Below are 25225 nucleotides of genomic sequence, written 5' to 3' on the forward strand. Positions count from 1 at the left end.
GCACGGCCGTACCGCACCGAGCAGGAACGGCGCGACGCCTACCCCGCCTGGCTCCACACCTACAATCACCACCGCGGACACACCGCGCTCAAGGGCCAACCACCCGCCAGCCGCGTCCCCAACCTCACGGGTCAGAACAGCTAGGGCCTGGTCACCCGCCCGGTCGGCCGCAGCAGCCGCCAGGCCAGCAGCGCGCCGGCCAGCACCAGCAGCGCCGCCAGCCACGCGGCGGTGCCCAGGCCGTGCACGAAGGAGCCCCGGGCCGCTTCGGTGAGCGCAGTGCCGGTCGCCGCGGGCAGCGTCCGGGCGGCCTCCATCGCCGCGCCGAGCGACTGCCGCGCCTGCTCGGCCACCGCCGGCGGGACGTCCGCCGGCACCCCCACCCCGCGGGTGTAGACGGCGGTCAGCACCGAACCGAAGAGCGCTATCCCGAGCGCGGTGCCCAGCTCGTACGCGGTCTCCGAGACCGCCGAGGCGGCCCCGGACCGCGCGGCCGGCGCGGCGGTCAGCACCATGTCGGCCGAGAGCGTGTACACCAGCCCCTCGCCCGCGCCGACCACCGTGAAGACCGTGGCCAGCAGCAGGTAGCCGCTGTCCTGCTGGAGCCAGCCGAGCGCGCCGAGCGCCAGGCCCAGCGCGGCCATGCTGCCGACCAGGGTGGCCCGGGCACCGGCCGCCCGGGCCAGCCGCGCGGTCAGCACCGCGGTGACGGTCGCGCCCACGAAGGCCGGCATCTCTGCCAGGCCCGCCCTGAGCGGCGAGTAGTCGCGGACCAGCTGGAGGTACTGCGACATGAAGAACACCACGCCGGCCAGCCCCAGCACGGCCACCAGCGCGCCGACCACGGCCGCGGTGAACCGTCGGTCGGCGAAGAGCCGGACGTCCAGCAGCGGGGTCTCCAGCCGCAGCTGGCGACGGACGAAGAGGACCAGCGCGGCCGTCCCGAGCACGGCCGTGACCGGCACGTTCCAGTGTCCGGGCCCGTTCGCGGCGGCCTCCTTGACCGCGTAGACCACCGCGATCACCCCGGTCATCGACAGCAGCACGCTGAGCACGTCCCAGCGGCCAGGCCTGGGGTCGCGCGACTCCGGCAACAGCCAGAGGCCCAGCCCGATCAGCAGGGCCATCACCGGCAGGTTGAGCAGGAAGACCGAGCCCCACCAGAAGTGCTCCAGCAGGACCCCGCCGAGCAGCGGCCCGGCGGCGGCGCCCGCGGTGGCCGCCGCGCCCCAGATGCCGATCGCGGTGGCTCGTTCCCGGTCGTCCGGGAAGAGCGCGCGGATCAGCGACAGGGTGGACGGCATGATGGTCGCCCCGGCGACGCCCAGCAGCGCCCGGGCGGCGATCAGCCAGCCCGCGGCGGGGGCGTAGGCGGCGAGCAGCGAGGCCGCGCCGAACGCGGCCGAGCCGGTCATCAGGAGGCGCTTGCGGCCGATCCGGTCGCTCAGCGAGCCCATGCTGACCAGCAACCCGGCCAGCACGAAGGAGTAGACGTCACCGATCCAGAGCAGCTGGGTGGCGCTGGGCCGCATGGTCTCGGTGATCTCGGGGATCGCGAGCACCAGCACGGTCGCGTCGACGACCACCAGCACGATGGCGAGGACGAGCACCGCGAGGCCGGCCCACCGGCGGTTCCGGCCGGCGGACGCGAGGGAGGTGGGGCTGAGGGCGCGGGTGGTGCTCATGGGGAAGTGCTCCTGAGGGCTCCGCCGAGGAAGAGCTCGATGAGGGAGAAGACGCTGTCGCGAGGAGCCAGCCGGCCGTCCTGGACGGCCCAGCCGACGCCCGCGAGCAGGTCGAAGAAGGCCTCGCTGAGCCAGCCGGCCGACAGCTCGATCCGGAAGACCCCCTGCTGCTGGCCGCGCAGGAAGAGCGCGCGGACCCGGGCGTCCTGCTCCTCCCAGAGTGTGCACAGCTCGGCGTCGTCGAAGAGCTGGTTCTCGCCGGCCAGGAAGGCGCAGAGCGCGGCGTCCGGCACCAACACCTCGGCGAGCCGGCGCAGCGCGGCCTCGGCGTCGCCCTCCTCGATCGCGGCGGTGTCCAGGGCGGCGTTGTAGGTCCGCAGGCCGAGCAGGCCGACCTCGCGGATCAGCGCCTCGCGGCCCGGGAAGATCCGGTGCAGCGAGGCGCGGCTGATCCCGGCCGCCCGGGCGATCTCGTCCAGGTGGGCGGTGGGCTGCCGGGAGAGCACGCCCACGGCGGCGGCGAGGACGGAGTCGCGGTCGATGGCCATGAGAACAGAGTAGCTCATGTGAGACATACATGTCTCACATGAGATTCCGGATTCGCGGCTGCGACGCTCGGTGAGCGGCTGGGGGCGGCAAAAAACCGGAGGCGGCCTGTCGCCACCTCCGGTTCGCCGGGCCCGCGGTCCAGCTCAGCTCTGGTTGTAGAACCCGCTGTCGTCCAACGGCCGGTCGATCACCGTCACCTCGACCTCGGCCGGGGTGAGCAGGAAGACCCGGCGAGCGATCCGCTCGATCCCGCCCTGGGTTCCGAACACCAGTCCGGAGGCGAAGTCGACCATCCGCTTGGCCTCGGCGTCGTCCATCTCCGTCACGTCCATGACCACCGGGGTGCCGGACCGGATGTGCTCGCCGACCGTCCGGGCGGACTCGAAGCCCGTCGGCTTCAGCGAGACGATCTTCGCCATCTGGGGAACCGTCGGCGTCGCGTCCGCGCTCGTCCACGGATCCTCGTACACCGCGGCGGGGTAACTCCCGGAGGGCATCAGCCACCCGTTGTGGTGCTCGTCGCGAAGTGCTCCCATGCCGCGCCTCCCTGTCCTGTCACTCGTCCGGTCCCGTGCGCCCCGCGGCCTCTGACGCGTCATCCAGTCGCCGGAACTGTCCGAGTATCGCACTGATCACCACTGCGGCGCCCGCCCAGGCACGCCGTTCAGCGTAGTGGCGCATGCCATCGGCATCCGCCGTTCTCACAGTGATCGGACGAGCCGGCCGGGCGCCCGGTTGCGGGTCTGCGCCAACTGAGTAGGCAAGCTCACCCGATTGACGCCACGTCACTCACCTGTTCGGCCGTCGATCGCCTCGCGCAGCAGATCGGCGTGCCCGTTGTGCCGCGCGTACTCCTCGATCAGATGGGTGAGGATCCAGCGGAGTGTCACGCCCCTGTCACGCCCCCCGGTGGCGGCGACGCGCTCCAACGGCAGACCGCGGAGGGCCCGGTCGGCGAGTTCGACCTCCCGGCGCCAGGTCGCGAACGCCTCGGCCGGGTCGGCGGTGTCGACGTCGTCGAAGTCGCCGTCCGGCTGCTCCGGCGACCAGTAGAGCGGATCCGGCCGCTCGCCGAGCAGCACCTCCTGGAACCAGTGCCGCTCCACCGCGGCCAGGTGCCGCACCAGGCCGAGCAGGGAGAGCGTGGACGGCGGCACCGCGCGGTGGCGCAGCTGCTCGTCCGTCAGTTCGGCGCACTTCCGGGCGAGCGTGGCCCGGTGGTAGTCGAGGAAGGCCAGCAGGGTGGCCCGCTCGTCGGCGGCCGGCGGGGGATCGGTGCGCACCAGGGCGTCAGGGCTCGTCATGCCGGCCATCCTCGTGGATCGTCCGGCTGCGGGCGAGGGGATTTGACCGGACGGTACGCTCCTCGCAAGGGCCGGCGTCGGCCCACCGGACCGAGGGAGCCCCCCATGTCACGCCCCGTCACCATCGTCACCGGCGGCGGCCGCGGGATCGGCGCGGCGATCTGCCGGCGGCTCGCCGCGGAGGGGCACGATCTGGCGGTCGGTTACCGGCACGACGAGGCGGCGGCCGAGGAGGTGGCCGCCGACGTCCGGGCGGCGGGCGGCCGGGTGGTCACCGTGCGGATGGACACCACGGTGGAGGCCGACGTCGACCGGCTCTTCGACACCGCGGCCGGCGAACTCGGTCCGGTCACCGGCCTGGTCAACAACGCCGGGGTGACCAGCCCGCTGGGCCCGCTCGCCGAGGCGCGAGCCGAGGACCTGCGCCGGGTGGTGGACGTCAACCTGGTCGGTTACCTGCTCTGCGCCCGGCGCGCCGCCCGCGACCTCGGGCCGGGCGGAGCCATCGTCAACATCTCGTCCGCGGCGGCCACCCTGGGCAGCCCGGGCGACTACGTGCACTACGCCGCGACCAAGGCGGCCACCGACGCGCTCACCGTCGGGCTGGCCAAGGAGCTGGGTCCGGCCGGGATCCGGGTCAACACGGTTTCGCCCGGCATCGTCCACACCTCCCTGCACACGGACTCCGGCGAGCCCGGCCGCCCGGACCGGCTGGCGCCCGGCATCCCGCTGCGCCGGGCGGGCGAGCCGGACGAGATCGCCGGCGCGGTGGCCTGGCTGCTCTCGCCGGACGCCTCGTACGCCACCGGCGCGAACCTGCGGGTGGCCGGCGGAATCTAGTGGCAGGCCCTAGACCGTCGCGGTGGCCCGGCGTCGGGAGCGTCGCATCGCCAGCAGGCTGAGCAGGCCCAACAGCACGATCACCGCGGTCGAGGCGAGGAACGCGGGCGAGCCGGGGGAGCCCGCCGCCGAGCCGGCCACCACGTAGGCGGCGGTCCCGGGCAGCACGCCCAGCGCGGTGCCCGCCAGGTACGGGCGCAGCCGCGTGCCGGAGAACGCCGCGCCCAGGTTCACCGCCTGGAACGGCACCCCGGGCACCAGCCGCAGCAGCAGCACCGAGCGGAACCCCTGCTCGGTGAGCCGCCGGTCGAGCGCGGTCAGCGCCTGGCCGCGCAGCAACGGACGGACCGCCTCCCGCCCCAGCCCGCGGCCCAGGCCGAAGGCGAGCGCGGCGCCCAGCGTGGTGCCGAGTACCGCCACCGCGACGCCTCGTTCGGCGCCGAACAGCAGCCCGGCGGCCACGTTCAGCGCCGGCTTCGGCAGGAAGGCCAGCGTGCCCAGGGCGAAGAGCAGCACGAAGGCGGGCGCCCGCCAGGCCCCGGGCACCGCGTCGGCGGCCCGGCTCGGGTCCCAGAGCAGCACCGAGCCGGCGGCCGCGGCCAGCAGCAGCGCCAGCAGTGTGAACCGGACCCAGGGCGAGCGGGCGGAGCGGGTGAGCATCCGGCGAGCGTAGTGCAAGGCGTCGCCGGTCCGTGCGGCCCGGGTTCCGCCTCCGCCGCCGGGCGCGGCGCGAGCGGCGGTCAGCGCCGGGCCGAGCCACCCCGGGCCGAGGCGCGGCCGTCCATCAGCCCGACGGGGCCGCACCTGCGACGAGGACCTGGGCGCTCAGCGGTGCTCCGCCTTCGGGCGCAGCAGGGCCACACCCACGCCGAGTCCCGTGGTGGAGGCGAGGTGGACCAGGAGCGCCTTGCGGTTGGGTGCCCACACGCCGGTGGTCGGCCCACCGGACCACATCGCGGCGCCGATCCCGGCGGCCGCGGCGACCATGCCTCGCCACACGGCGGGGCTCCTGTCCCGACCGGCCAGGACCCCCGTCACGAGGACGCCGACCGAGCCCGCGGTGATCAGTACTTCACGTGCCATGTGGTACTGGACGTGCCCCTCACCATGGCGAACCTGCGGCGCGCGGTACGTCTCGTCGGTGATGTGGGTGGCGGTCTGCCACACCGAGGGCGCCACGGCGGCGACCCCTGCCAGGGTGACCACGGCCCCGGCCCGCTGTCGTGCCGAACTCATCGGTTCCCGACCTTCCTGGGTGCGAGCTGCCTGGGACACGAGCTCTCCGGACACGAGAGCATTCATATAATGACCCTCATTTCATCGCTGGAGCGTGATCCAGCATCAGAAGGGGCAGCAGATGAGGCGGACGCCACGCACGGACCATGTCGACGACATGGTGGAGGTCCTCGCCGGCGCGTTCGACCCCGAGCTGTTGGAGGCCAAGGCGCTCGCCTACCGCCTGCGGCGGATCAGCCACTGGCTGGAGACCGAGATCAAGCGCGAACTGGCTCCGCACGAGATCGAGTTGTGGGAACTGGAACTGCTGGCCTGCTTGATCCGCGCCCCTCACCAACGGCTCACCGCGGGTGAACTGGCACGGCAGATGCAGTTGACCTCCGGTGCTGTCAGCAACCGGGTGGGCAGGCTGGAGGCGAAGGGGTGGGTGCTGCGTGACTTCGCCCTCCACGATCGGCGCTCGGTGACGGTCACGTTGACCGAGGAAGGCCGCAGTCGAGCCCTGCGGGTGTTCGCCACCAAGACCGAGACCGAACTGCGGCTGCTCTCCGCGCTTCCGCCCGAACGTCGGCGCCGGGTCAACGACGATCTGCGCACCGTGCTGTCGGACCTGGAGGCGGGGAAGGACGCCGTCGGCGCACGGTAGGCCGGACGTCGTCACCGCGTGTTCTCCCGGTCGGCGTCGCGGACCGCGGGGTCGGGCGCCGACCAGCTGCCGAGCAGGCGCAGGGCGTGTGCGGAGGGACTGTCGGGTTCGGCGGTGTAGAGGTAGAGGGCCTGGTCCGGGTCGTCGGGCAGGGTGAGGGACTCGTAGTCGAGGGCCAGTTCGCCGACCAGGGGGTGGTGGTAGTGCTTGGTGCCGTGGGTGTACTCGAGGACGTCGTGATCGGCCCACCACCGGCGGAAGTCCTCGTCGTGCACGGACAGTTCGCCGACCAGCCCGGTCAGGCGGGGGTCGTGCGGGTGGCGCCCCGCGTACAGGCGCAGGGCGGCCACGGTGCCGCGGGCCGCGGTCTCCCAGTCGGCGAGCAGGTCGCGGGCGGTCGGGTCGAGGAAGATGAACCGGGCGAGGTTGCGGTCGCGGTGCGGCAGCGCGTCGAAGTCGGTGTACAGGGCCTTGGCCAGGGTGTTGGCGGCCAGCACGTCCAGCCGGTGGCCCATGATCATCGCGGGGGTGTCGGTCAGGGAGTCGAGCAGCCGGAGCAGACCGGGCCGCACCCGCTGCGCCGGCACCACGCGGCGCCGGGCCGAGCCCGGCCGGGGGCGGCCCAAGTCGAACAGATGGGCGCGTTCGGCCGCGTCCAGGCGGAGCACGCGGGCCACGGCCTCCAGGACCGACGCCGAGACGTTCGAGTTGCGCCCGCGCTCCAGCCGCACGTAGTAGTCGACGCTGATGCCGGCCAGCCGCGCGACCTCCTCGCGGCGCAGCCCCGGCACGCGACGCCGGCTGGTCACCGGGCCCAGGCCGGCCTCGTGGGGACTGATCCGGGCCCTGCGCGAGCGCAGGAAGTCGCGCAGCTCAAGATTGGGCTCGCGCCCCGCTGACGTGCTCATTCGTTCAGGTTAGGGCGGTGTGCGCCGTCGTGGCACGGTGAGAGGGGGGTCTGGCGGACCCCCCGTGCGCCCTGCCCCCGCTGCCGGTGCGCGGCACGCTCCCCACGGTGGTCTCCTGGAGTACGGCACACCGTTCGTACCTGTCTGAAGAGGGATCGCCTTGTCCAAGCCCCTGATCGTCATCACCGGTGCCAGCTCCGGCATCGGCGCGGCCACCGCCCGCCTCCTGTCCGCCCAGGGACACCCGCTGCTGCTCCTCGCCCGGCGACTGGAGAAGCTGGAGGAGCTCGGCCTGCCCGAGACCCTGTGCCGCAGGGTCGACGTCACCGACCGGGACGCGCTGCGGGCCGCCGTGCGCGAGGCCGAGGAGCGGTTCGGGCCGGCGGACGCGATCGTCAACAACGCCGGGGCGATGCTCCTGGGCCGGATCGCGGACCAGGACGCCGAGGAGTGGGACCGGATGGTCGACCTGAACATCAAGGGCGTGCTGTACGGGATCCGGGCCGTCCTTCCCGGCATGCTCGCCCGTGGCACCGGCACCATCATCAACGTCAGCTCCATCGCCGGCCGCAAGACCTTCCCGAACCACACCGCCTACGTGGGCACCAAGTTCGCCGTCCACGCCATGTCGGAGAACCTGCGGGAGGAGGTCGCCTCCCGCGGCGTGCGCGTGGTCACCATCGCCCCCGGGGCGGTGGAGACCGAACTGCTCTCCCACACCAGCGACGAGCAGATCAAGAGCGACTACGAGGCATGGAAGAAGTCCGCCGGCGGCGCCCTGGACCCGCAGGCCGTCGCCGAGGCCATCGCCTACGCCTACCGCCAGCCGCGGAACGTCACCATCCGCGAGATCGTCCTCGCCGCCACCGGCCAGGAGGCCTGACCAGCGTGACCCGGACGCGCGGCCGGTCGCCCCGGGGCGGTCAGCGGCCGATCTGTTCCAGGCGACGGAACCGGGCCGCGGACCAGGTGGCGTCCAGCGAGACGAGGCTGACACCGTGCCAGCCCAACTCGACGAAGGCGGGCATCAGGGTGTCGCGGCCGAGGTCGCTGACGCCGCCCTTGCGGTAGGCGATCCAGGTCCTGGTGGTGTCGGGGGTGGCCGACAGCACGGCGGGAGCATCCCGGTGCAGCTGCCGGCTGTCCTCGGCGAACAGCACGATCACGTTCGCCGACTCGCCGCCACCGGGCGGCTGGAGGGTGACGCCGTCCGGCAGCGGTCCGAGGACCGGCGGTTCGGTGTCCGGTGCGTTGATGACGGTCAGCACGTCTCCCGGTTTGATGCCGAGTTTCTCGGCCTGCGTCTTCGGCATGAGAGCTCCCCAAGTGCGAGGTTCGGACGGATCGGGTGGCGACGACGATCCGGTCGCCGTCGGACTCCTCGATGATCGCCCGGGTGCGCCGGGCGGTCTTCTCGGGTTCCTACCGGAGGGTGCCACCTGCCACCGTCAGACGGGCACAGACGTGCTCCGCGTCGGCGATCCCTCGCGGGCCGCTGGGCGCGATCCCGGGCGCGCCAGGTGCCTCCCGCCCGCCGTCGGGGCTCACCGACACCGCGGGCCCGCACCCGGCCGCAGCCGTGACCGCACGGTTCGTCCCGGTGCTGCGGCCGCCGTGGCGCGGTTCCACGGCGGCCGCGATTGATCGGGTCTGATAGAAGATTTATAGAACTGCTGCTGATTCCTATTCCTTGTCTCTCGATAATGAAATCTCTGCCGTTCGAATTCATGAGACGGTGATCATGGCGGGATTTTGCGGTCGCCGGAATTCCGGATACTCATTAGATGGCCATCTGGGTCTCATTCGGTCTTCAGTCGCGGGCGTTTCATCCGATGGCCAACGCCTCGGGTTCGCTCTACGGCCCGCCTGACCGGCGGATTGGCTGTCCGGGCCGGGTGGCAAATATGAGAATCCGATGATCCAGTTGCTCGAAGCGACTTTGGGGTTTTAGTTTTCTCGTGAGGGCAGCGAGGCGCCGGTTGGACTTCCTGAGTTCCTGGCCGTGCCTGGTGGGTTTCACACTCCTGCGGTTTTCCGTGAAGTGCGGCCGGCCGTTTCGACTGTTCTCGGGGGATGCCTGGGGGCGCAACCCGACTGGATCGTGTCCTTGTCAACGAAAGGAAAATGATCATGCTGACTCAGATGGATTTGGAAAAGCAGGGAGCCGGCCTGCTGCCGGGGCGTGAGGCGCTGGCGGTGATGCGGCTGGGCGCCGGGAGTCACCAGCCGTGCCCGCCGGTGCACCACCAGCCGGCGCCGTGTCCCCCGGCCCCGGTGCACCACCAGCCGTGCCCGCCTACCCAGCACCAGCCGGCTCCGGTGCACCACCAGCCGTGCCCGCCTACCCAGCACCAGCCGGCTCCGGTGCACCACCAGCCCATGCCGGTCCAGCACCAGCCGGCTCCGGTGCACCACCAGCCCATGCCGGTCCAGCACCAGCCCATGCCGGTGCACCACCAGCCCGCGCCGGTCCAGCACCAGCCCGCGCCGGTGCACCACCAGCCCATGCCGGTCCAGCACCAGCCCATGCCGGTCCAGCACCAGCCCATGCCGGTGCACCACCAGCCCGCGCCGGTGCACCACCAGCCCATGCCGGTCCAGCACCAGCCCGCGCCGGTCCAGCACCAGCCCATGCCGGTCCAGCACCAGCCCGCGCCGGTGCACCACCAGCCCATGCCGGGTGGCAAGTGCTGACCGGGTGATCGGTCCGGCTGGCCGCTGAACTCGGCGCTGTCGCCCTGGGCCGTCGCCCGGCTCCTGACACCGGACGACGTGCGGGTCTGATCTCGACCACCCGCACGGGCACCAAGGCGCGGCCAACGGGGGCGAGCAGTCGGTCCGAGGACCGGCAGGACCCGCCGGCGGCCTCCGGACGAGGGTGACAGGCCGAGCACTCCGGTCGCCACGACCGGTCCGGCCGCCACCGCCGGGCAGTCCTGGCCGAGCTGCCCGAAGAAGTCCCGGCTCGAAAGACCCGGGATCGAGACTCCCTCGCCGCTCTCACCGGCGAGGGAGTCTCTCCATGAAATCCGCCGGGCCGTGGTACCGCGGCCGCCGTCATCCGGCTTGTCTCCACGGCCCGGCGGTTCGGATCGCTCGCCTCCCCACGGGGAGGCTCAAGACGTCACGGTGTTCGCCGGGCGGGGAGGACGGCCAGTGGACATGTACGCCCCTGGAACGGAATTAATGCCACCGGACGGGCCACCGCCGAGTGAAGGTGTTATCGCCCTGACGCAGGCCTACCGATGGAATACCGACCGGCAGACGCTGAGGCTGAGAATAGCGCAGGTGCCACAGCTCACCGACGGGCTGGAACTCCATGGCCTTTACCACGGCTCCGGATTCGTCGAACCGCTCTACACCGCACGCCGGGGGGACGGCCAGGTCGTCCACCTCTCCCTGCTCCTCTACCAGACGGCCCGCGCAATCGACGGAATCCGCGACACCGAGCGGATCGCCGCCCGGGTGAGCGCCACCTTCGGCCAGGAGGTGAGCGCGGAAAACATCGCCTATCTCGTCGAACAGAAGCTGCGACCGCTCGGAGTCGTCGCCCATCCCGCCCACGGCACCGCGCTGGCAGCCGATGTCCCGGGCCTGGACATGCTCGTCGACCTGCGCGGACGGGGGACCCTGCTGCGCCCTCGGGCGGTCAGGACCATCGCCCGCCTACTGGCCCGGCTCCACCACCCGCTGGTCGTCACACTGGTCCTGGCCGCGGCCCTGGGCATGGACTTCTGGTTCTTCGCCGTCCACGGTGCGGTGCCCGCCCTGCTGACGGTCCTCAACCAGCCCGCCACCCTGCTGGCCGTCCTCGCCCTGGTCGCCCTCTCCCTGGTCTTCCACGAGTTCGGCCACGCCTCGGCCTGCCACTACGGTGGCGCCAGCCCAGGACGCATCGGCTGCGGCCTCTACCTCCTGTGGCCGTCCCTGTTCACCGACGTCACCGACGTCTACCGGCTGCCCCGCCGGGGACGGCTCCGCACCGACCTGGGCGGTGTCTACTTCAACCTCGTGTACATGCTCGCCCTGGTCGGCGCGTACGCGGCCACCGGCCGCCCGTTCCTGCTCGCCGCCGTCTACCTGGGGCACTTCGAGGTCCTCGAACAACTGGTCCCCGCCGCCCGCTTGGACGGTTACTACATCCTGGCCGACCTCGCCGGCATCCCCGACCTGTACGGACAGATCGGCCCCGTCCTGCGCGGGGCGATCCCGGGACGCCGCGAGGACCCGCGGGCCCAGGCCCTCACCGGTCGGGCCCGTACCGTCATCACCACCTGGGTCCTCGCGGTGTTCCCCCTCATCGCGGCCGACCTCGGGTACACGTTGTGGAACCTGCCCGGCATCGGCGCCACCGCATGGCACTCGATCAGTGCCCAGGCCGTCGCACTGGTGCGGGCGCTCGACCGCGGCCAGGCGACCGGTGCGGTCGCGTCCCTCACCGGACTGCTCATGCTGGTCGTCCCGTTCGCGGGCACCGCGCTCATGCTCGTCGGCCTGGCCAAGGCACTGGCCCGAGGAGCCGCCGGGATCAGGGCGCGCCGGTCGGTAGCCCGGCGGCGCCCGCACCGGCGGCCGGCCGCGACCGCCCCCGACCGCCGCCGGCGCAAGCGCGACGGGGCGGCATGAGCGGCCAGGCATGGAGCGCACTGGTCGGTGGCCTCCCCGCCCTCCTCGTCCCGCCACCGGCCGACCCGGTCGACCGACCCGTCCGGGCCCGGGACGGCTGGTACGACCAGGACCAGCCGTGGAGCCTCGCGGCTCCCCACCGCGGGTGGCAGGCCGTGCTGCGCGGGGAGCGGGCCCTGACCGTCAATCGGCCCGGCGGGTCCCTCTGGTACCGGGGGCACCCCCACCTGCCGTCGCACTGGCGCAGGGCGGCCCACACCCAGCACGTCCTCCTCCTCGTCACCGGCCCCTTCCAGCGCCTCACCGACTTCCCCCGGGCCGTCGAGGCCAACGCGCTGAAACTCCTCCTCACCCCGCTGCGCGTCCAGGCCCTGTCAGCCGGCCAGCTGCGGGATGACGGATCCTGTGACGCGTGCGGGACAACCCCCTGACGCATGATCACGCGGGTCGGTCAGCCATCCGTGATTCGGTCGCGGCGACGCACCCGTCGACGAGGTGCGGGCGCCAGTGGATCCGGTCGGGCTCACGCCCGACCGGAACGGCCGGACGGGTCAGCTCGCCGGGGCGGTCGACTTCGCGACGGCGGCGGCGAAGTCCGGCTGGACGCCCAGTTGGGCGAGCATGACGCTCAGTCCGACGTAGCAGTTGAACTCCTTGATCCTGCCGTCCTCGATGTACCAGAAGTCGGCGGTCGGGATGCTGAGCCTGGCACCGGTCGGCTGGACGGTGCCGGCGGGCGTCTCGAACGGCCCGGTGAAGGTGCCCTCGATCGTCAGCTCGACGGCGACGAGGTCGCCCATGACGTGGAAGCGGTGGAGCTCGCGGTGGATGTCGGGCGCCAGCCGGCCCATGAAGACCACTTGGTCGCCGAGGCGCTCACCCCGGTAGCTCTCGCCCGCGACGACGTTGTTGAACACGCCGTCCTCGGCGAACAGGTCGATGAACCCCTGGACGTCCAGGACGCTGCCCTCGGCCGCGTGGTACGCCGCCCGGACCACGGCCGCTGCGTCGGTAGTCATTGCCTCCCCTTCCGATAGAACAAATCAAACGCTTGCTTTAAATTGTGCGCACGGCCCGACCCCTGTCAAGGAGTCGTCCGGATTCTTCGGGTCCGATGGGCGCCAGCGCGAGCCAGTTCAGCAGGCCGGCCGCCTCAGGCCTGGAGCGTCAGTTGCGGCAGCTCGCGCAGGGACTGGCCCGGCAGGACGCCGCGGCGCGGATCACCGAGCTGCTGGTGGCCGAGCGGCCCGCCTTCCGGGTGCGGACCTCGGAGGCCGCGCGCGCCTTCACCGCGGTGAAGCCCGCCGACCTCGACGGCTCGGCCGTGCAGGCACTGACCGGCGCACGGATCGCCCAGGGTCGCCAACGGCGCGAAGCGAGCACCGCGCTGCCGGGTGCGTTGCGCGAAGATCCGCCGCGGCGGCCGGACCGCCTCGACCTCCCGTGCCCACACCGGGGAACCGGGCGCGAGCGGGTGTCAGCCGCTGGGTGACGAGCGGTGCCGCCACCGCTGATCAGGCCCCGGGCTCGTGCTGCCTCGTGGTCATCCCGGTGATCGTGGCGGTCAGGATCCTGGCCAGTCGGGGTTCGACCTCGATGACGGCGTGGGCGAGGCGGGGGTCACTGCGGTAGAGGGCGGCGACGTCCGCGGGCGGCGTCGCGATCTGCCACAGCGCCCCGGCCAGCGCGACGGCGGTCGCGATCAGGTCGCCGGCGTCCTGCTCGTCCAGGGTGGGCAGTTGCTCGCGGACGGCGGCGATGATCGGCCCGCGGGCGGCGAGCGTGGCGAGTTTGAAGTCGCGCACCGCGTCCAGCGAGACGTTGCGTTCCAGGTTGAGCGGGGCGTGGGCGAGCAGGTCGCAGAACATCCCGCGGGTCGCGAGCGTGGCCGCGAAGGCCCGCGCCACGCTCTCCGGGCCCGGATCCGCGCTCGCACGCAGCTGCTCGGACAGCTCCCGCGACCACTCCTGCCAGCCCTCGGCGGTCAGCCGCAGGAAGATCTCCTCGCGCGTCTCGAAGTACCGCAGCAGGGCCGACTTGTGCATCCCGACCGCGGCGGCGATGTCCGTCAGGGTGACGGTCCTGATGCCGTGCTCCCGGCCGAGCGCCTGGGCGGCCTCCAGGATCGAGGCCTCGCGCAGACGCTTGGCCTCGGGGGAGCGGGCGCGCTGAAACTCCGAGGCGTTCACCCGAGCATGGTATCGGAACGCCGTTGCGTTATTAGCAGAACGCTGTTGCGTTATTAGCGCAACGGTGTTTCACTAGCTGCATGCAACAGACCTGGTTCATCACCGGCTCCTCGCGCGGCTTCGGCCGCACCCTCGCCACCGCGGCCCTCGAGGCCGGCGACCTGGTGGCCGCGACCGCCCGGCGCCCCGAGCAACTGGCCGACCTGACCGAGCGCTTCGGCGAGCGGATCCGCCCGATCGCGCTCGACGTGACCGACCCGGCGGCCGCACGCGAGGCTCTCGCCGAGGCGCGGCAGTACTTCGGGCGCATCGACGTCCTGGTGAACAACGCCGGCTACGCCAACGTCTCACCGATCGAGACCACCGAGGACAGCGACTTCCGCGCGCAGTTCGAGACGAACTTCTGGGGGGTCTACAACGTCACCAAGGCCGCGATCCCGCTGCTGCGCGAGCAGAAGGGCGGGCTGGTCATGCAGTTCTCCTCCATGGGCGGCCGGGTCGGCGGCTCTCCCGGGATCGCCTCGTACCAGGCGGCCAAGTTCGCCATTGACGGGTTCAGCCGCGTCCTGCGCGCCGAGACGGCCCCGTTCGGCGTCAAGGTCCTGGTCGTCGAGCCCAGCGGGTTCCGCACCGACTGGGCCGGTCCCTCGATGACCGTCCACGACGTCCCGGCCGCCTACGCCGAGACGGTCGGAGCCATCCACGCCCGGCTGCGGCGGAACAGTGACGGACCTCCCGGTGACCCCGTCCGCGCCGCCGAGATCCTCGTGCGGATGGCGAAGCGGCGCGACATCCCCCACCACCTGCCGCTGGGCGTCAACGCGGCCGAAGGCTCCATCGCGATGGACCGCCAGCTCCTCCACGAGGACCTGACCTGGCGCGAGGTCGCCCGCTCGGCCGACTCCACCGAGCCCTATCCCGCGCCCTTCCCGCCCGACACCGTCGGCTGACCCCTCGCGGCCGAGGCGGCCGGTGATCCGGCCACGACCGTTCCGTCGCCGCGCGCGGTGCGGTGCGCCGTCGCACGGGAGTCGCCGGCGGGGGAGCAGCTCGAGAGGCCACCTGGCGCTGCGGCCTGAGGTCCAGTGCGCGGGGCTCGCTCTCAGACGAGGTTCAGCGCGTCCAGGAAGTGGTCCGCCACCTCGTGGTCGCCGGTCACGGTCGTACGCTCGCGCCAGGGCAGCCGGGTCGTGGCCCAGCCCGTGAAGTCGTGCGCGGTCGACTCCACGGTGGCAGCCGCGGGAGGGTCGGCGGTCGCCCGTGTCACGGTGATCCTCCCTCGGCCCGGGTCGAGCATCGACTCGCCACCGCCCGGCCCGGTCAGCCTCAGCCGGATGGGCCCGGCCAGGCTGTCGACGAGGCCCGGCTGCATGTTCGGCAGGCCGGCCAGGAGCCAGTTCACGGCAGGCCGCAGCCGGACCTCGTCCGGTTGGGGCAGCCGGCTCCGCAGCGGGCCGCGGGGAGCCAGGACGTCCCAGCGCAGATGGTCGTGGAAGTCGAACGCGCAGAGGTCGGCCATGGTGTGCAGGGGATAGGTCCCCAGGTCGAGGTAGGGCGCACGGGTGGAGGCATACGGCTCGTTCTGCAGGGAGCCGAAGACCGTCAGGGCTTCGGCGGACCGCCGTGTGAAGTCCCTGAGCACGTCGTCGGGGGGCCAGTCGGCCTTCTCGGACACGTGCAGGTCGTTGAGGCGCTCGATGCCGAGGTCGGTGTCAAGGACGTCGCCCCTCACCGCGGCCATCAGGATCCCCAACAGATCAGCCAGGTGAGCGGCGACGTCCTTGACCGACCAGCCGGCGGCGGCGCTCGGGGCGGTCCATTCGTCGTCGCTCAGCGGCCGGAGCACTCCCAGGACGTCGTCGGTGGTCACCCGCAGGCCGGCCATGCCCTCCACACTCATCTCATCCACTCCTCGGCGCGGACGACGCGTGCATGCGAACCGCTACATCCATGCTCGTGCCGACTCGTCGGCGTGGCATCACGCACCGACGCGATCGCATGGGACACCGACAAGAATCCGTGGCCACTTCTGGCGAAGATCACCATCACCGACTGGGGCCCGCTCGCCGAGGATGTGAGCCGGGCCCGTCCGGTGCGAGCCCCGGGGCATCGACAGCCTCGTCCGATCGAAGTGGTCACCGCCCCGGGGGCGCGTTCGGCAACGTCGTCCCCGACGAGGCCACCGTCCCGCTGGAAACCGTCGACGACGTCCGCCGCGGCGTGGAACCGCTCACTGCCGCGGCAACCTCCATCTCCGCACCCGAAGGGCCCCACGAGTGAGCCTCCGCGAGATCAAGCCCGGCAACCGCGGCTACCTCTACGTCAACAGCCATCCGACCGGCTGCAAGACGGTGGTCGACCGCATGTGGCAGCGGACACCGGACCCTGCTGGCGACCGGCCCGGCCCGGTCGCCCTCGTCATCGGCTCCAGCGGCGGCTACGGACTGGCCGCGACCCTGGTCGGCCTGCGCGCCCACCGGATGCGCGGACTCGGCATCGCCTTCGAGTCCACGGCGACCGAGCGCCGCACCGCCAGCGCGGGCTGGTACCGCACCGCGCGGACCGCCGAACTCGCCGCCGAGGCCGGCGCCGACTTCACCTTCCTCAACGGTGACGCCTTCTCCGACGGCGTCAAGGACGAGGCCGCCGACCAGCTCGCCGCCCGCTTCGGCAAGATCGACCTGCTCATCTACAGCATCGCGGCCCCGCGTCGCACGGACCCGCTGACCGGCGAGGTCCACCACTCCGTCATCAAGCCGCTCGGCGCCGACTACCAGGCCAAGACCCTCGTGTTCGAGGACGGCCTCCCGCGGATCGGCGAGCTGCACCTGCGGGCCGCGGACGAGGCCGAGCGCGACGCGACCGTCCAGGTCATGGGCGGCGCCGACTGGCAGCTGTGGATCGACGTCCTGCGGTCCAAAGGCCTGCTCGCTGAGGACTTCCAGACCGTCGCCCTCTCGTACGTCGGATCCGACATCACCGCCCCCATCTACCGGGCCGGAACCATCGGCGCCGCCAAGCAGCACCTGGAGGACACCGCCCGCGCCATCAACACCCGGCTCAGGGGCACGGGCCACGCCTACACCGTCGTCGCCGGCGCGGCCGTCACCCAAGCCTCCACCGCCATCCCGAGCATCGCGCTCTACACCAGCATCCTTCACCGCGTAGCCGGTGACAGCTGGCAGACCACCGTCGACCAGGCGGCGGCCCTGTGGGACCGGCTCGCCGGCGACGCCGAACTCGACCTGGACGACGAGGACCGCATCCGGCTGGACGGCTGGGAGATGACCCCCGGCGTTCAGGCTGCCGTCCACGCCACGTGGGACCAGGTTGACGCCGACACCGTCGCCACCAGCGCGGACACCGGTTGGTTCCGCGACCAGGTCGGCCAGCTCCACGGTTGGGACGTTCCCGGCGTCGACTACGAGGTCGCGACCGAGACCACCGTCCCGTGGCCCGCTGTCCCGTCGTCCGACGTCTGATCACCGAGGACGTCGGCGAACGGCTCCCCCCGGCTGCCCCGCTGCCGGGGGCCGGTCTCAGGTGAAGCGGTGGAGCCATCCGCTGACGAGGCCGTCCAGCCGGTCGGCCCGCAGCCGGTAGACGCGTTCGCGTCCCTGCAGCTTGACCTCGATCAGTCCGGCTTCCTCGAGGAGGCGGAGGTGCCGGCTGGTGGTCTGCCACGTGTTGGTGAACAGATTGGCGATGGCGCCCGAGGTCATCGCGCCGCCGTTCGTGTGGAGCACCAGCAGGATCGCCCGGCGGGTGCGATGGGCGAGTGCGCTGAAGACCCTGTCGAGCTCCTCCAGTTCGACGAGGCCGCGCATCGGCTTGTCGCTCACTGGTCGAGCGTGACCGGGCGGTAGGCCGGGAAGGTGATGCCGACGGGGTCGGTCGGGACGGCCCGCGGTTCGACGAGGCGCTTGATGGCCTCCCAGAGCGGGATGACGTCGGGGTGCACGTGCGCGGGGTCCACCCCGCCCGGCTCCCAGGTCATGACCTCCACGTACACCGGAGGCTCGGAGACGCTGCGGAGGACCAGGGGGCGGTCGTCCGTGACGAATCCCAACGCGTTGAGCGTGGGCCAGTTCCTGGCCAGCACCTGTTCGAACTCCGCCTCGGCACCCGGGCGCACGAAGTACGTGCCGATGACCGTCTCGCGCCTGTCGTTTTCATCAGTCATATGGCTTAGATTAAGCGACTCTGCTGAGAGTCACAAGCGGTTCCGCCCCTCGACCGCGGGCACCGCGGCGGGCCGCCGCGGCGCACCAGTGCTCCTCGGTCTCGCTGCTGCGGTGGTATGGCCCGTTCGGGTGCCTGCTGGACCGTGGGGATGTCGCTGGGGGGTCTGAGAGCCGGTGGGGTGGGGTGCAGGTCGATGGTGGCGTTGATGGTGAAGGCGGTTGCGGCGGATCAGTAGGTGCGCCTGCCATCCGGGGTGGCGTCCCCGGCCCACTCGGCGATGGTCCAGCAGTTCCCGCGAGGCGGATCCGATAGGAGGTCGAGCACGAACTGCCGTATCCACCAGTGGGGTTCGACCCCGTGAACCGGTCCGCGATCCGGTCCGCGATCCGGTCCGTCAGGGCCTCGAATGCCTCCTGCCGGCGGGCAGGGTCTGTGGTGTGACCCGCCGACGCCGTGTGATCGCTTGTCTTCATTCAATGCCGGAGGAGTTCGCAGAAGCGGTCCAGGGCGCGGTCGGTGCGGCGGCGGTCGCCGGTGGTCGTGAGGTCGAACAGGAGGCCCCGGATGACGGCCATGACCAGCGTGGGAGCAACGGTGTCGTCGGGGCCGGTGGCGATGTCGCGGAACGTGGCGCCGAGGGTGTTGAACCAGTCCGTGATCGCCTCGGCCTGGTTCGGGTAGTTCTCGGGGTGGGCCAGGCCGTCTGCGTGCACCTCGAAGAACAGTCGGACGAACGCGGCGCGCTCGGGTGCGCTGATCCAGGCCCAGATGCCGCGCAGGCGTTCCTCCGGAGAGGCTGCCTCCGGCGGGAGGTTCTCGGCCAATCGTGTCGCACCGCGGCGCCGGGCCTCGGCGAGGACCGCGGACACCAACTCCTGCTTGCTGCCGAAGTCATAGAGCAGCATCCGCGGGCTGGTGTCGAGAGCCGCGGCCAGCGGCCGCAAGCTCAACCCGGCCAGGCCATGAACCAGTACGTAGTCGGTCGCCCGCGCCAGCGTGCGCTCCCGCCGCGCGGGATCTGGGGGTCGCCCCACGGTGGATCATCCTCTCGGTCCCACGGATCTGAGCCAACGTCAGTATATGGTACGACTGTTTCAATAATGGGAAGGGGACAGTCATGTACACACTCGATCGGGCACTCGCACTGGGCGCTGGAGGCCCCGTTGGCGCGGCCTGGATGGCCGGACTGGCCTGCGGACTGCGCCGCGGCGGGGTGGATCTCAGCGAGGCCGATCTGATCGTCGGCACGTCGACTGGCGCGATCATCGGCGCAGTCCTGGCCACCGGCCAGGACCCCGGCCGGCTCGCCACCCCTGTGCGCCCCGCCGACTCCGACGGCACCCCGCCCCAGGTGGACGGGCGCCGGCTGGGCGAGGCGTTCACCGTGCTCGGCGATGCCGCCTCGAACCCGGCCGAGGCGTGGCGCCGGGTGGGCCGGATCGCACTCGTCGCCGAGACCGGTCCCGAGCAGGCGCATCTCGACCGGATGCGCGCCATGGTCGGCGCGGACCAATGGCCGGACCGGAAGCTTCTCATCACTGCGCTGGACGCCGAGACCGGCGAGCAGGAGATCTTCGACCGTGCGAGTGGCGCACCGCTGCCCTCCGCCGTGGCGGCAAGCACGGCCTTCCCCGGCATCTACCCACCGATCACCATCAACGGCCGTCGATACATGGACGGCTCCCTGCGGTCGGCGACCAATGCCGGACTCGCGGTCGGAGCCCGCACGCTCGTCGTCATCGACCCGCAGGCGCACCTGTTTCCCCGTGAGTTGCTCCTCCAGGAGCTGATGGGCGTCGGGGCGCACACAGTGGTGACCATCGAGCCCGATCCAGCATCAGTACGCGCCTTCGGCTCGGACCTGAACGACCGGAGGGCCTGGGAGCCGGCCTACCAGGCGGGCCTTCGCCAGGCCGCCGATGCTGCGGTGCGGCTCCGCCTCGCGTGGAAGACCGGATCCGACACGGACTGATCGCCGCCCGATCTCCGGAGTGGTGCTGCCCCGCCCTCGGCCCTGGCCCTGCCGATGGCTGATCCGCGACCACTCACCGACCGTCAGCAGGCCGGCCGGTCACGGATGCAGCTGGGGCAGAGCCGGTTACCAGGGCATGTACGTCTGCGTGGCGCTGGTGTCCACGTGTACGCCGCAGTACCCCTTGTTGTTCCCGTTGTGGTTGACGGTCCAGGATGGCGTCACCTGCTGATGGTTGGAGCCACAGATGGAGATTCCTGCGAAGTCAATGTTGCCGCTGGCTGGGAGCTGGTTGCAGCCCTTCATGCCGTAGAACTCCATGATGCCGCCCTGCGCGGAGGTGAAGGACTGCCCGGCATTGATGCTGAGGTATTTCTTAGGAGGTGGGCTGTGTCGGGCCTCAGCTTGATGTTGAACGTCGCTGGTCACCCGACCGGCTGACGTGCGGTTCTTCTCGGGACAGCAAGAGCAGCCGTCCCCCGCGCTTCGGGATGTCGGGTAACGAAGCAGAGGAAGTCGGCCGCTGATGACGAGTCAGCCCGTCGGGCCGCCGCCCGCTGTCGAGGCCTTGAATGATTACGAACCAAAGGCGGGTGGCCGGTTACTGACCCACGCTCCTGGCCGAGTCCCGAACCCTCCTGCAGTAACTGTCCGTTGATATCGGAAAGTTCCGGAGGCATCCCAGTTGGTTTGATCGACAGGACGTCAGGTACTCACTCTCCCGATCCGATTCGGCCCGGCGGGCGCGACTGATCGAATCCGCGACAACCTCGTTCCCCCTCTCGTCGAGGCCGAGCGCGCGGGCTGGCTCGGCGAGCCCGAAGGACCCAAAGGCAACCCCGCTGGCGCCGAGGACAAGCTCGCCAAGTTGGACACCACCGCAGCCCGCACGGCCACGGCGGTCGATCTCGAGATGCCCAGCTCGACCCAGATCACCGGGCGTTCCGGGGACACGTGAAGACGGATATGCTTCGGCGACTCAGCAGATCGGAAGCGCAAATCTGGGGGTGTCATGAGTCTGCCGTTGCTGTTCCTCGACGTCGACGGACCCCTGAACCCGTATGCGGCGAAGCCTGAGAAGCGCCCGGAGGGCCACACCACCCTCCGCGTCCCACGGGAGAACGGGGTGGCTGGGGAGCCCGGGAGGCTGCGGACCCGCACGAGGCCACTGCGGGTGTGGCTCAACCCCGATCACGGGCGGGCACTGCTGGCTCTCGGCTACGAGATCTGCTGGGCCACAACCTGGATGAGCGACGCGAACAAGTGGATCGGACCTGCGCTCGGTCTGCCGGAGCTGCCTTTCGTCGACTTCGGTGACGCCCTGTTCAACGAGCGCCCCGATGGCGTTCATTGGAAGTCGGAGCCATTGGTGGAGTACGCCAACGGCCGACCGTTCGCTTGGGTGGACGACGAACAGGGCGAGGCGGATCATGCACACGTGGCTGCCAACCACCGCGCACTTGCCTTGCTTCACCACGTCAATCCACGGATCGGTCTGCGGAACGACGACTTCACTGCCCTCGCGGCCTTCGCCGCATCCATCGGCACGCCGACGCACACTCCCTGAGCTTCAAGCGACTAAGACCGATCGGCAAATGGCTCACTTGAGGCGGTGGGTGGTGGGGCGCCTGGCGCCACCTCAGCGCGGTCTGAGGCCGTCCATGAGCAGGTCGAGCAGGCGTCGGGCCTGGGCGGGTTCTCCGGACTTGGCGGCGACGGCGAGCATACCGAGGATGCTTGCGGAGACGTCGTCGGCGCGAGCATCGGCGCGGATGTCCCCAGCGGTGGCGCCGGCGTCGAGGATCGTGGTGATGGCCGACAGGAGCTCCTGTCGAGTGTGGGCGAGGGAGATTTCGCCGGAATCGATCATGGCGAGCAGGGTGTCGGTCATGCCGTGCTTGGTGGCCTGCCATTCCGCGAACAGGTCCATCCACAGGCGCAGCGCCTGCGCGGGCGGGTGGCTGGCGAGCAACTCGCGTGCCCCGGCCGTCAGTCGGACGACCTGGTCTTGATAGACGGCGTCGACGAGCGCTTCCCGGGTCGGGAAGTGGCGGAAGAGGGTGGCGACGCCGACGCCCGCCTGTCGAGCGATAGCGCGCATCGATGGCTCGGTGTCGGAGGTGGCGAAGGCGCGGGTGGCCGCAGCGAGCACGGTCTCGCGGTTGCGCGCGGCGTCGGCGCGCAGCTGCTGGTGGGCTGCCGGGGATGGTTCGGTGGCCATGTCTAAGCGGATCACGTTCCATTTGAGTCGGTCCTGGGGGTAGTCTAGGCCCGAGATAAACGGAACACGTTCCGATTAACCCTGGAGGAGACCTCATGGCCGAACCCGCTTCCGCGCCGGGCATCATGCGCACGGTGCGCTTCCACGAGAACGGCGAGCCCGTCGACGTCCTGCGCCTGGAGACCGCTCCCGTGCCCGAGGCGGGACCCGGCCGCATCCGTGTCGCCGTGCACGCGTGCGGACTGGCCCCGGCCGACTGGGCGCTGTGCCGCGGGCTCTTCCCCGGGAGCCTGCCGCGCGGCATCGGCTGCGACGTCTCGGGCACCGTCGAGGCCGTCGGCGCGGGCGTCACGGACGTGGCCGTCGGCGACCGCGTGTTCGGCACCGCTGACTTCGCCGGCCAGCCGAGCGCCGGCGCGGCGGACCGCGCCGTGCTGGACCACTGGTTCGCCGTGCCCGAGGGCCTGGACCTCACCCGGGCCGCCGCGCTCCCGATGGCGCTGAGCACCGCATCCTGGCACCTCGCGCGACTCGGCTTGGCCGCGGACCGCACGATCCTGGTCAACGGTGCCGGAACCACCATCGGCTACGCGGCCGTGCAGATCGCTCTCGTCCGCGGGGCGCGGGTGATCGCGACCGCCGGGGAGACCTACACCGAGCAGTTGCGCGACCTGGGAGCCACGGTGGTTGGCTACGGCGAAGGCCTGGCCGAGCGGGTCAAGGCCCTCGGCGTCGGCCAGGTCGACCTCGTCTTCGACACCGCGCCGCCCAACGGCGCCCTGCCCGAACTCGTCGAGATCGTCGGCGGCGATCCCAAGCGTGTGCTGACCTGCTCCGACCTCGCCGCGGCACCGGAGATCGGGGTGCGCGACACCTTTCACGAAGACCCCGCGAAGCGGACCGACGACGAACTCTTCGGCGTCTTCCCCGAGTTCGCCCAGCTGGCCGCCGAAGGCAGGTTCACCGTGCCGGTCGCCGGAACCTTCCCCCTCGCGGACTGGCGCAAGGCCCTTGAGATCAGCCTGACCGGGCGCGCCCGCGGGAAGCTCCTGCTCCTGCCCGCCGTCGGCGCCGATTAACGACCTGGTGCGTGATTGCGACGGCGATGTGACTGCCCGATCGCCCGTCCTCGGTCAGGCGGTGGCGGTACGGTCGGAGACGAGGCCGGCGATGGCGAGGTAGGTGGCGGGGAGGGTGTCGCGGCGGTGGGTCCAGCGCGCCAGGCCCTTCCAGCGTTTGTGGTCGGCGAGGGCGTGCTCCACGGGGATGCGCTGGGACGAGTGCTCGTGGCGGGCCTGCTCCCGGGCCTCGTGGACTTCCGGTGCGGCGATCTTGTTCGGCTTCCTCGGTGGTGTGACCGCCTTGCCGGGATGGTCCCTCCGCAGACCCAAGTAGCCGTCGTCGAGAAGCACTTGGACTTTGGGGAACTGTCGGAAGAGGTCGTCGATGCCCTCTCCGCGTATCGCGGTGGTGTCGTGCATGCGTCCGGGGCGGAGGTTGCCGGCCCAAAGGGTGCGGCCCTTCGCGTCGGCGATGACGGTGGCCTTCATCGTGTTCTGCTTCTTCTTGCCGGAGACGAAGGCCCGCCGCCCGCCCCGGTGCGAGGCCGGGCGGCGGACCTGGACCTCGGTGGCGTCCAGTCGCAGCACGACGCCCTCGGCCTGGGCATAGGCGAAGACGTCTGCCAGGGTCCGTAGCCGGACCCCGGGACGGTCGGGCACCGCGAAGCCGCGGGCGGCGAGCAGGCCCCTGACCTCGCTGATTGCCCGGGTTACGGTGGAGCGGTCGACGCCGAAGAGCAGGGCCAGGACGGCGTGGGGCAAGTCGTGGCGCAGGTGGATGAGTGTGACGGTCACCCGGTCGACGAACACGAGCCGATGCCTGGCACCCGCGCCGGCCGCCCGTTGCCGTGCTCCACCACGGGAAGCGTCGCGTCGGCCCTCGACCACGGCCTGCCACGGAGTAGCCACTTCGACGACCAGATCCGCCAGATGCCGCCGCGAGACGCCAGTCAGCACACGATGGCTGAGGACCGCGCGGTTCACCTTGATCGTCACACCGTCAAATCATGCCGCCCACAACACCCCTGGTCACATCGCCATCGCAATCACGCACCAGGTCGTAAGTAACCGGAGAGACCACCCGGGCTCGAGACATTCACCGCACTCAGGGCGAGCCCGACCGCAGGCCGACCCAATGGGCGGGTCGCCGCCCGAGAATACGACGCCCCCGGAATAGGACCGACCGGCGATGGGCGCTGGAGGGCTGGGGCGGGCGGCAACGGGCACGGCCCTACGCGATCATGGAGTTCTCTACGTTCTGTGAGTGTGTCCGAGGAGGAGCTCGATGTAGGACGAGTTGCTTGTTGCGGAAACCTGTTCCTGCACTACGCGTTCGACTTGTGGCTGGGTCGGGAGTTCCCGACCGTGCAGTTCGAACGCTACGCGGACGACGCGGTGATCCACTGTGTGACCGGGCGTCAGGCCCACGGGGTCTTGGCGGCACTCGGGGACAGGATGGCGGAGGTCGGGCTGCGGCTGCATCCCGACAAGACCCGAATCGTCTACTGCCGGGACGGGCAACGACGGAGCTCATACGAGCACACGTCGTTCACGTTCCTGGGGTTCACGTTCCGACGCCTCCAACTGACGATAGGTCAGTGTGCCACCGCTCGCGCAGTCGCCGACCGCGACCCGTTCGGGCCAGCGCCGCGCCGACGCGCGCAGGAGCTCGGTCAGCGTCGCCGGCGCGTGGTCCTGGGCGCGCGTGCTCATGTGGTTGCCCTTCCCGTCGTCTTCTCGGGTCCAGACTGCGTACCGGGCTGACGACCGTGCCTCATCAACTTCTGGTGATCCGTCCGGCCC

The 25225-nt window shown here is 71.3% G+C and carries 30 protein-coding genes and 3 pseudogenes; 13 read left to right on the plus strand and 20 right to left on the minus strand.

The window, feature by feature from the left end:
* Positions 1-144 (plus strand): annotated as a pseudogene (locus tag ACIGXM_RS33950) (IS481 family transposase); the annotation flags it as partial.
* Here the strand turns inward: ACIGXM_RS33950 and ACIGXM_RS33955 are convergent.
* The 4 genes from ACIGXM_RS33955 to ACIGXM_RS33970 all read right to left on the minus strand — a co-directional run bounded on the left by ACIGXM_RS33955 (position 141) and on the right by ACIGXM_RS33970 (position 3538).
* A complete protein-coding gene (locus ACIGXM_RS33955; protein ID WP_396567825.1) occupies positions 141-1685 on the minus strand; it encodes an MFS transporter in 1545 nt (514 codons plus the stop codon). The pseudogene ACIGXM_RS33950 and the gene ACIGXM_RS33955 overlap by 4 nt on opposite strands.
* A complete protein-coding gene (locus ACIGXM_RS33960; RefSeq protein WP_396567827.1) occupies positions 1682-2233 on the minus strand; it encodes a TetR/AcrR family transcriptional regulator in 552 nt (183 codons plus the stop codon). The genes ACIGXM_RS33955 and ACIGXM_RS33960 overlap by 4 nt, the downstream gene beginning before the upstream one ends.
* A gap of 144 nt (positions 2234-2377) precedes the next feature.
* On the minus strand, positions 2378-2770 hold the full coding sequence (locus ACIGXM_RS33965) for a cell division protein SepF (RefSeq protein WP_396567829.1): 393 nt from the start codon (positions 2768-2770) through the stop codon (positions 2378-2380).
* 249 nt (positions 2771-3019) lie between these two features.
* Positions 3020-3538, minus strand: coding sequence for a DinB family protein (locus ACIGXM_RS33970; protein WP_396567831.1), 519 nt, complete (start codon positions 3536-3538; stop codon positions 3020-3022).
* A 105-nt stretch (positions 3539-3643) separates the two neighbouring features.
* On the opposite strand from ACIGXM_RS33970, the gene ACIGXM_RS33975 reads away from it, so the two are divergent.
* Positions 3644-4378, plus strand: a complete 735-nt coding sequence (locus tag ACIGXM_RS33975; protein ID WP_396567833.1) for an SDR family oxidoreductase — start codon at positions 3644-3646, stop codon at positions 4376-4378.
* A 9-nt stretch (positions 4379-4387) separates the two neighbouring features.
* On the opposite strand, the gene ACIGXM_RS33980 is transcribed toward ACIGXM_RS33975, so the two are convergent.
* A complete protein-coding gene (locus ACIGXM_RS33980; protein ID WP_396567835.1) occupies positions 4388-5038 on the minus strand; it encodes a TVP38/TMEM64 family protein in 651 nt (216 codons plus the stop codon).
* 165 nt (positions 5039-5203) lie between these two features.
* Complete coding sequence (locus ACIGXM_RS33985) at positions 5204-5614, minus strand: hypothetical protein (protein WP_396567837.1); 411 nt, start codon at positions 5612-5614, stop codon at positions 5204-5206.
* 121 nt (positions 5615-5735) lie between these two features.
* On the opposite strand from ACIGXM_RS33985, the gene ACIGXM_RS33990 reads away from it, so the two are divergent.
* A complete protein-coding gene (locus ACIGXM_RS33990) occupies positions 5736-6260 on the plus strand; it encodes a MarR family winged helix-turn-helix transcriptional regulator (RefSeq protein ID WP_396567839.1) in 525 nt (174 codons plus the stop codon).
* A gap of 11 nt (positions 6261-6271) precedes the next feature.
* Here ACIGXM_RS33990 and ACIGXM_RS33995 read toward each other — a convergent pair whose 3' ends face one another.
* Positions 6272-7168, minus strand: a complete 897-nt coding sequence (locus ACIGXM_RS33995) for a helix-turn-helix domain-containing protein (RefSeq protein ID WP_396567841.1) — start codon at positions 7166-7168, stop codon at positions 6272-6274.
* Between the two features lie 160 nt (positions 7169-7328).
* On the opposite strand from ACIGXM_RS33995, the gene ACIGXM_RS34000 reads away from it, so the two are divergent.
* On the plus strand, positions 7329-8051 hold the full coding sequence (locus ACIGXM_RS34000; protein ID WP_396567843.1) for an SDR family oxidoreductase: 723 nt from the start codon (positions 7329-7331) through the stop codon (positions 8049-8051).
* Positions 8052-8091: 40 nt separating this feature from the next.
* Here ACIGXM_RS34000 and ACIGXM_RS34005 read toward each other — a convergent pair whose 3' ends face one another.
* On the minus strand, positions 8092-8481 hold the full coding sequence (locus ACIGXM_RS34005) for a hypothetical protein (RefSeq protein ID WP_396567845.1): 390 nt from the start codon (positions 8479-8481) through the stop codon (positions 8092-8094).
* 703 nt (positions 8482-9184) lie between these two features.
* Positions 9185-9835 (minus strand): hypothetical protein, encoded by a 651-nt coding sequence (locus ACIGXM_RS34010; RefSeq protein WP_396567847.1) that lies wholly within the window; start codon positions 9833-9835, stop codon positions 9185-9187.
* Between the two features lie 621 nt (positions 9836-10456).
* Between ACIGXM_RS34010 and ACIGXM_RS34015 the strand changes: the two genes are divergently transcribed.
* On the plus strand, positions 10457-11794 hold the full coding sequence (locus ACIGXM_RS34015) for a hypothetical protein (protein ID WP_396567849.1): 1338 nt from the start codon (positions 10457-10459) through the stop codon (positions 11792-11794).
* Entirely contained in the window at positions 11791-12225 is a 435-nt protein-coding gene (locus ACIGXM_RS34020) for a hypothetical protein (protein WP_396567851.1), read from the plus strand. The genes ACIGXM_RS34015 and ACIGXM_RS34020 overlap by 4 nt, the downstream gene beginning before the upstream one ends.
* A gap of 120 nt (positions 12226-12345) precedes the next feature.
* Here the strand turns inward: ACIGXM_RS34020 and ACIGXM_RS34025 are convergent, their stop codons facing one another.
* Entirely contained in the window at positions 12346-12813 is a 468-nt protein-coding gene (locus tag ACIGXM_RS34025; RefSeq protein WP_396567853.1) for an ester cyclase, read from the minus strand.
* Between the two features lie 95 nt (positions 12814-12908).
* Here ACIGXM_RS34025 and ACIGXM_RS34030 point away from each other — a divergent pair, with 95 nt between their 5' ends.
* Positions 12909-13286, plus strand: coding sequence for a hypothetical protein (locus ACIGXM_RS34030; protein ID WP_396567855.1), 378 nt, complete (start codon positions 12909-12911; stop codon positions 13284-13286).
* A gap of 22 nt (positions 13287-13308) precedes the next feature.
* On the opposite strand, the gene ACIGXM_RS34035 is transcribed toward ACIGXM_RS34030, so the two are convergent.
* Positions 13309-13983, minus strand: a complete 675-nt coding sequence (locus tag ACIGXM_RS34035; RefSeq protein ID WP_396567857.1) for a TetR family transcriptional regulator — start codon at positions 13981-13983, stop codon at positions 13309-13311.
* An 80-nt stretch (positions 13984-14063) separates the two neighbouring features.
* On the opposite strand from ACIGXM_RS34035, the gene ACIGXM_RS34040 reads away from it, so the two are divergent.
* Positions 14064-14933: an SDR family NAD(P)-dependent oxidoreductase gene (locus ACIGXM_RS34040; RefSeq protein ID WP_396567859.1), complete on the plus strand. Its 870-nt coding sequence runs from the start codon at positions 14064-14066 to the stop codon at positions 14931-14933.
* 152 nt (positions 14934-15085) lie between these two features.
* Here the strand turns inward: ACIGXM_RS34040 and ACIGXM_RS34045 are convergent, their stop codons facing one another.
* Complete coding sequence (locus ACIGXM_RS34045) at positions 15086-15883, minus strand: maleylpyruvate isomerase N-terminal domain-containing protein (protein WP_396567861.1); 798 nt, start codon at positions 15881-15883, stop codon at positions 15086-15088.
* Positions 15884-16259: 376 nt separating this feature from the next.
* Here ACIGXM_RS34045 and fabV point away from each other — a divergent pair, with 376 nt between their 5' ends.
* Positions 16260-17465, plus strand: a complete 1206-nt coding sequence (fabV, locus tag ACIGXM_RS34050) for an enoyl-[acyl-carrier-protein] reductase FabV (protein ID WP_396567863.1) — start codon at positions 16260-16262, stop codon at positions 17463-17465.
* A 57-nt stretch (positions 17466-17522) separates the two neighbouring features.
* Here the strand turns inward: fabV and ACIGXM_RS34055 are convergent, their stop codons facing one another.
* The 4 genes and pseudogenes from ACIGXM_RS34055 to ACIGXM_RS34070 all read right to left on the minus strand — a co-directional run bounded on the left by ACIGXM_RS34055 (position 17523) and on the right by ACIGXM_RS34070 (position 19202).
* Positions 17523-17825 carry an ArsR/SmtB family transcription factor gene (locus ACIGXM_RS34055; RefSeq protein WP_396567865.1) on the minus strand — a complete coding sequence of 101 codons (303 nt, stop codon included), beginning with the start codon at positions 17823-17825 and terminating at the stop codon, positions 17523-17525.
* On the minus strand, positions 17822-18166 hold the full coding sequence (locus ACIGXM_RS34060) for a hypothetical protein (protein WP_396567867.1): 345 nt from the start codon (positions 18164-18166) through the stop codon (positions 17822-17824). The genes ACIGXM_RS34055 and ACIGXM_RS34060 overlap by 4 nt, the downstream gene beginning before the upstream one ends.
* A gap of 248 nt (positions 18167-18414) precedes the next feature.
* Positions 18415-18641: pseudogene (locus ACIGXM_RS34065) on the minus strand (IS701 family transposase); the annotation flags it as partial.
* Positions 18642-19202 carry a TetR/AcrR family transcriptional regulator gene (locus tag ACIGXM_RS34070; protein ID WP_396567869.1) on the minus strand — a complete coding sequence of 187 codons (561 nt, stop codon included), beginning with the start codon at positions 19200-19202 and terminating at the stop codon, positions 18642-18644. It abuts the pseudogene before it with no gap.
* Positions 19203-19285: 83 nt separating this feature from the next.
* Between ACIGXM_RS34070 and ACIGXM_RS34075 the strand changes: the two genes are divergently transcribed.
* The gene (locus tag ACIGXM_RS34075; protein WP_396567871.1) at positions 19286-20140 is read left to right on the plus strand and encodes a patatin-like phospholipase family protein; all 855 of its coding nucleotides are present in this window, start codon (positions 19286-19288) and stop codon (positions 20138-20140) included.
* A gap of 126 nt (positions 20141-20266) precedes the next feature.
* On the opposite strand, the gene ACIGXM_RS34080 is transcribed toward ACIGXM_RS34075, so the two are convergent.
* Positions 20267-20569, minus strand: coding sequence for a hypothetical protein (locus ACIGXM_RS34080; RefSeq protein WP_396567873.1), 303 nt, complete (start codon positions 20567-20569; stop codon positions 20267-20269).
* A 583-nt stretch (positions 20570-21152) separates the two neighbouring features.
* Between ACIGXM_RS34080 and ACIGXM_RS34085 the strand changes: the two genes are divergently transcribed.
* A complete protein-coding gene (locus tag ACIGXM_RS34085; RefSeq protein WP_396567875.1) occupies positions 21153-21707 on the plus strand; it encodes a hypothetical protein in 555 nt (184 codons plus the stop codon).
* Between the two features lie 72 nt (positions 21708-21779).
* Here the strand turns inward: ACIGXM_RS34085 and ACIGXM_RS34090 are convergent, their stop codons facing one another.
* On the minus strand, positions 21780-22361 hold the full coding sequence (locus ACIGXM_RS34090; protein ID WP_396563074.1) for a TetR/AcrR family transcriptional regulator: 582 nt from the start codon (positions 22359-22361) through the stop codon (positions 21780-21782).
* Between the two features lie 125 nt (positions 22362-22486).
* On the opposite strand from ACIGXM_RS34090, the gene ACIGXM_RS34095 reads away from it, so the two are divergent.
* Entirely contained in the window at positions 22487-23440 is a 954-nt protein-coding gene (locus tag ACIGXM_RS34095) for an NADP-dependent oxidoreductase (protein WP_396567953.1), read from the plus strand.
* Positions 23441-23494: 54 nt separating this feature from the next.
* Here the strand turns inward: ACIGXM_RS34095 and ACIGXM_RS34100 are convergent, their stop codons facing one another.
* Positions 23495-24418, minus strand: a complete 924-nt coding sequence (locus tag ACIGXM_RS34100) for a transposase family protein (RefSeq protein WP_396567877.1) — start codon at positions 24416-24418, stop codon at positions 23495-23497.
* Positions 24419-24787: 369 nt separating this feature from the next.
* Here ACIGXM_RS34100 and ACIGXM_RS34105 point away from each other — a divergent pair.
* A pseudogene (locus ACIGXM_RS34105) lies at positions 24788-24934 on the plus strand (reverse transcriptase domain-containing protein); the annotation flags it as partial.
* An 18-nt stretch (positions 24935-24952) separates the two neighbouring features.
* Here ACIGXM_RS34105 and ACIGXM_RS34110 read toward each other — a convergent pair.
* Positions 24953-25135, minus strand: a complete 183-nt coding sequence (locus ACIGXM_RS34110) for a hypothetical protein (RefSeq protein WP_396567959.1) — start codon at positions 25133-25135, stop codon at positions 24953-24955.
* Positions 25136-25225 lie beyond the last annotated feature (90 nt).

Source organism: Kitasatospora sp. NPDC052896 (genome assembly GCF_044547075.1).
Lineage (GTDB): Bacteria > Actinomycetota > Actinomycetes > Streptomycetales > Streptomycetaceae > Kitasatospora.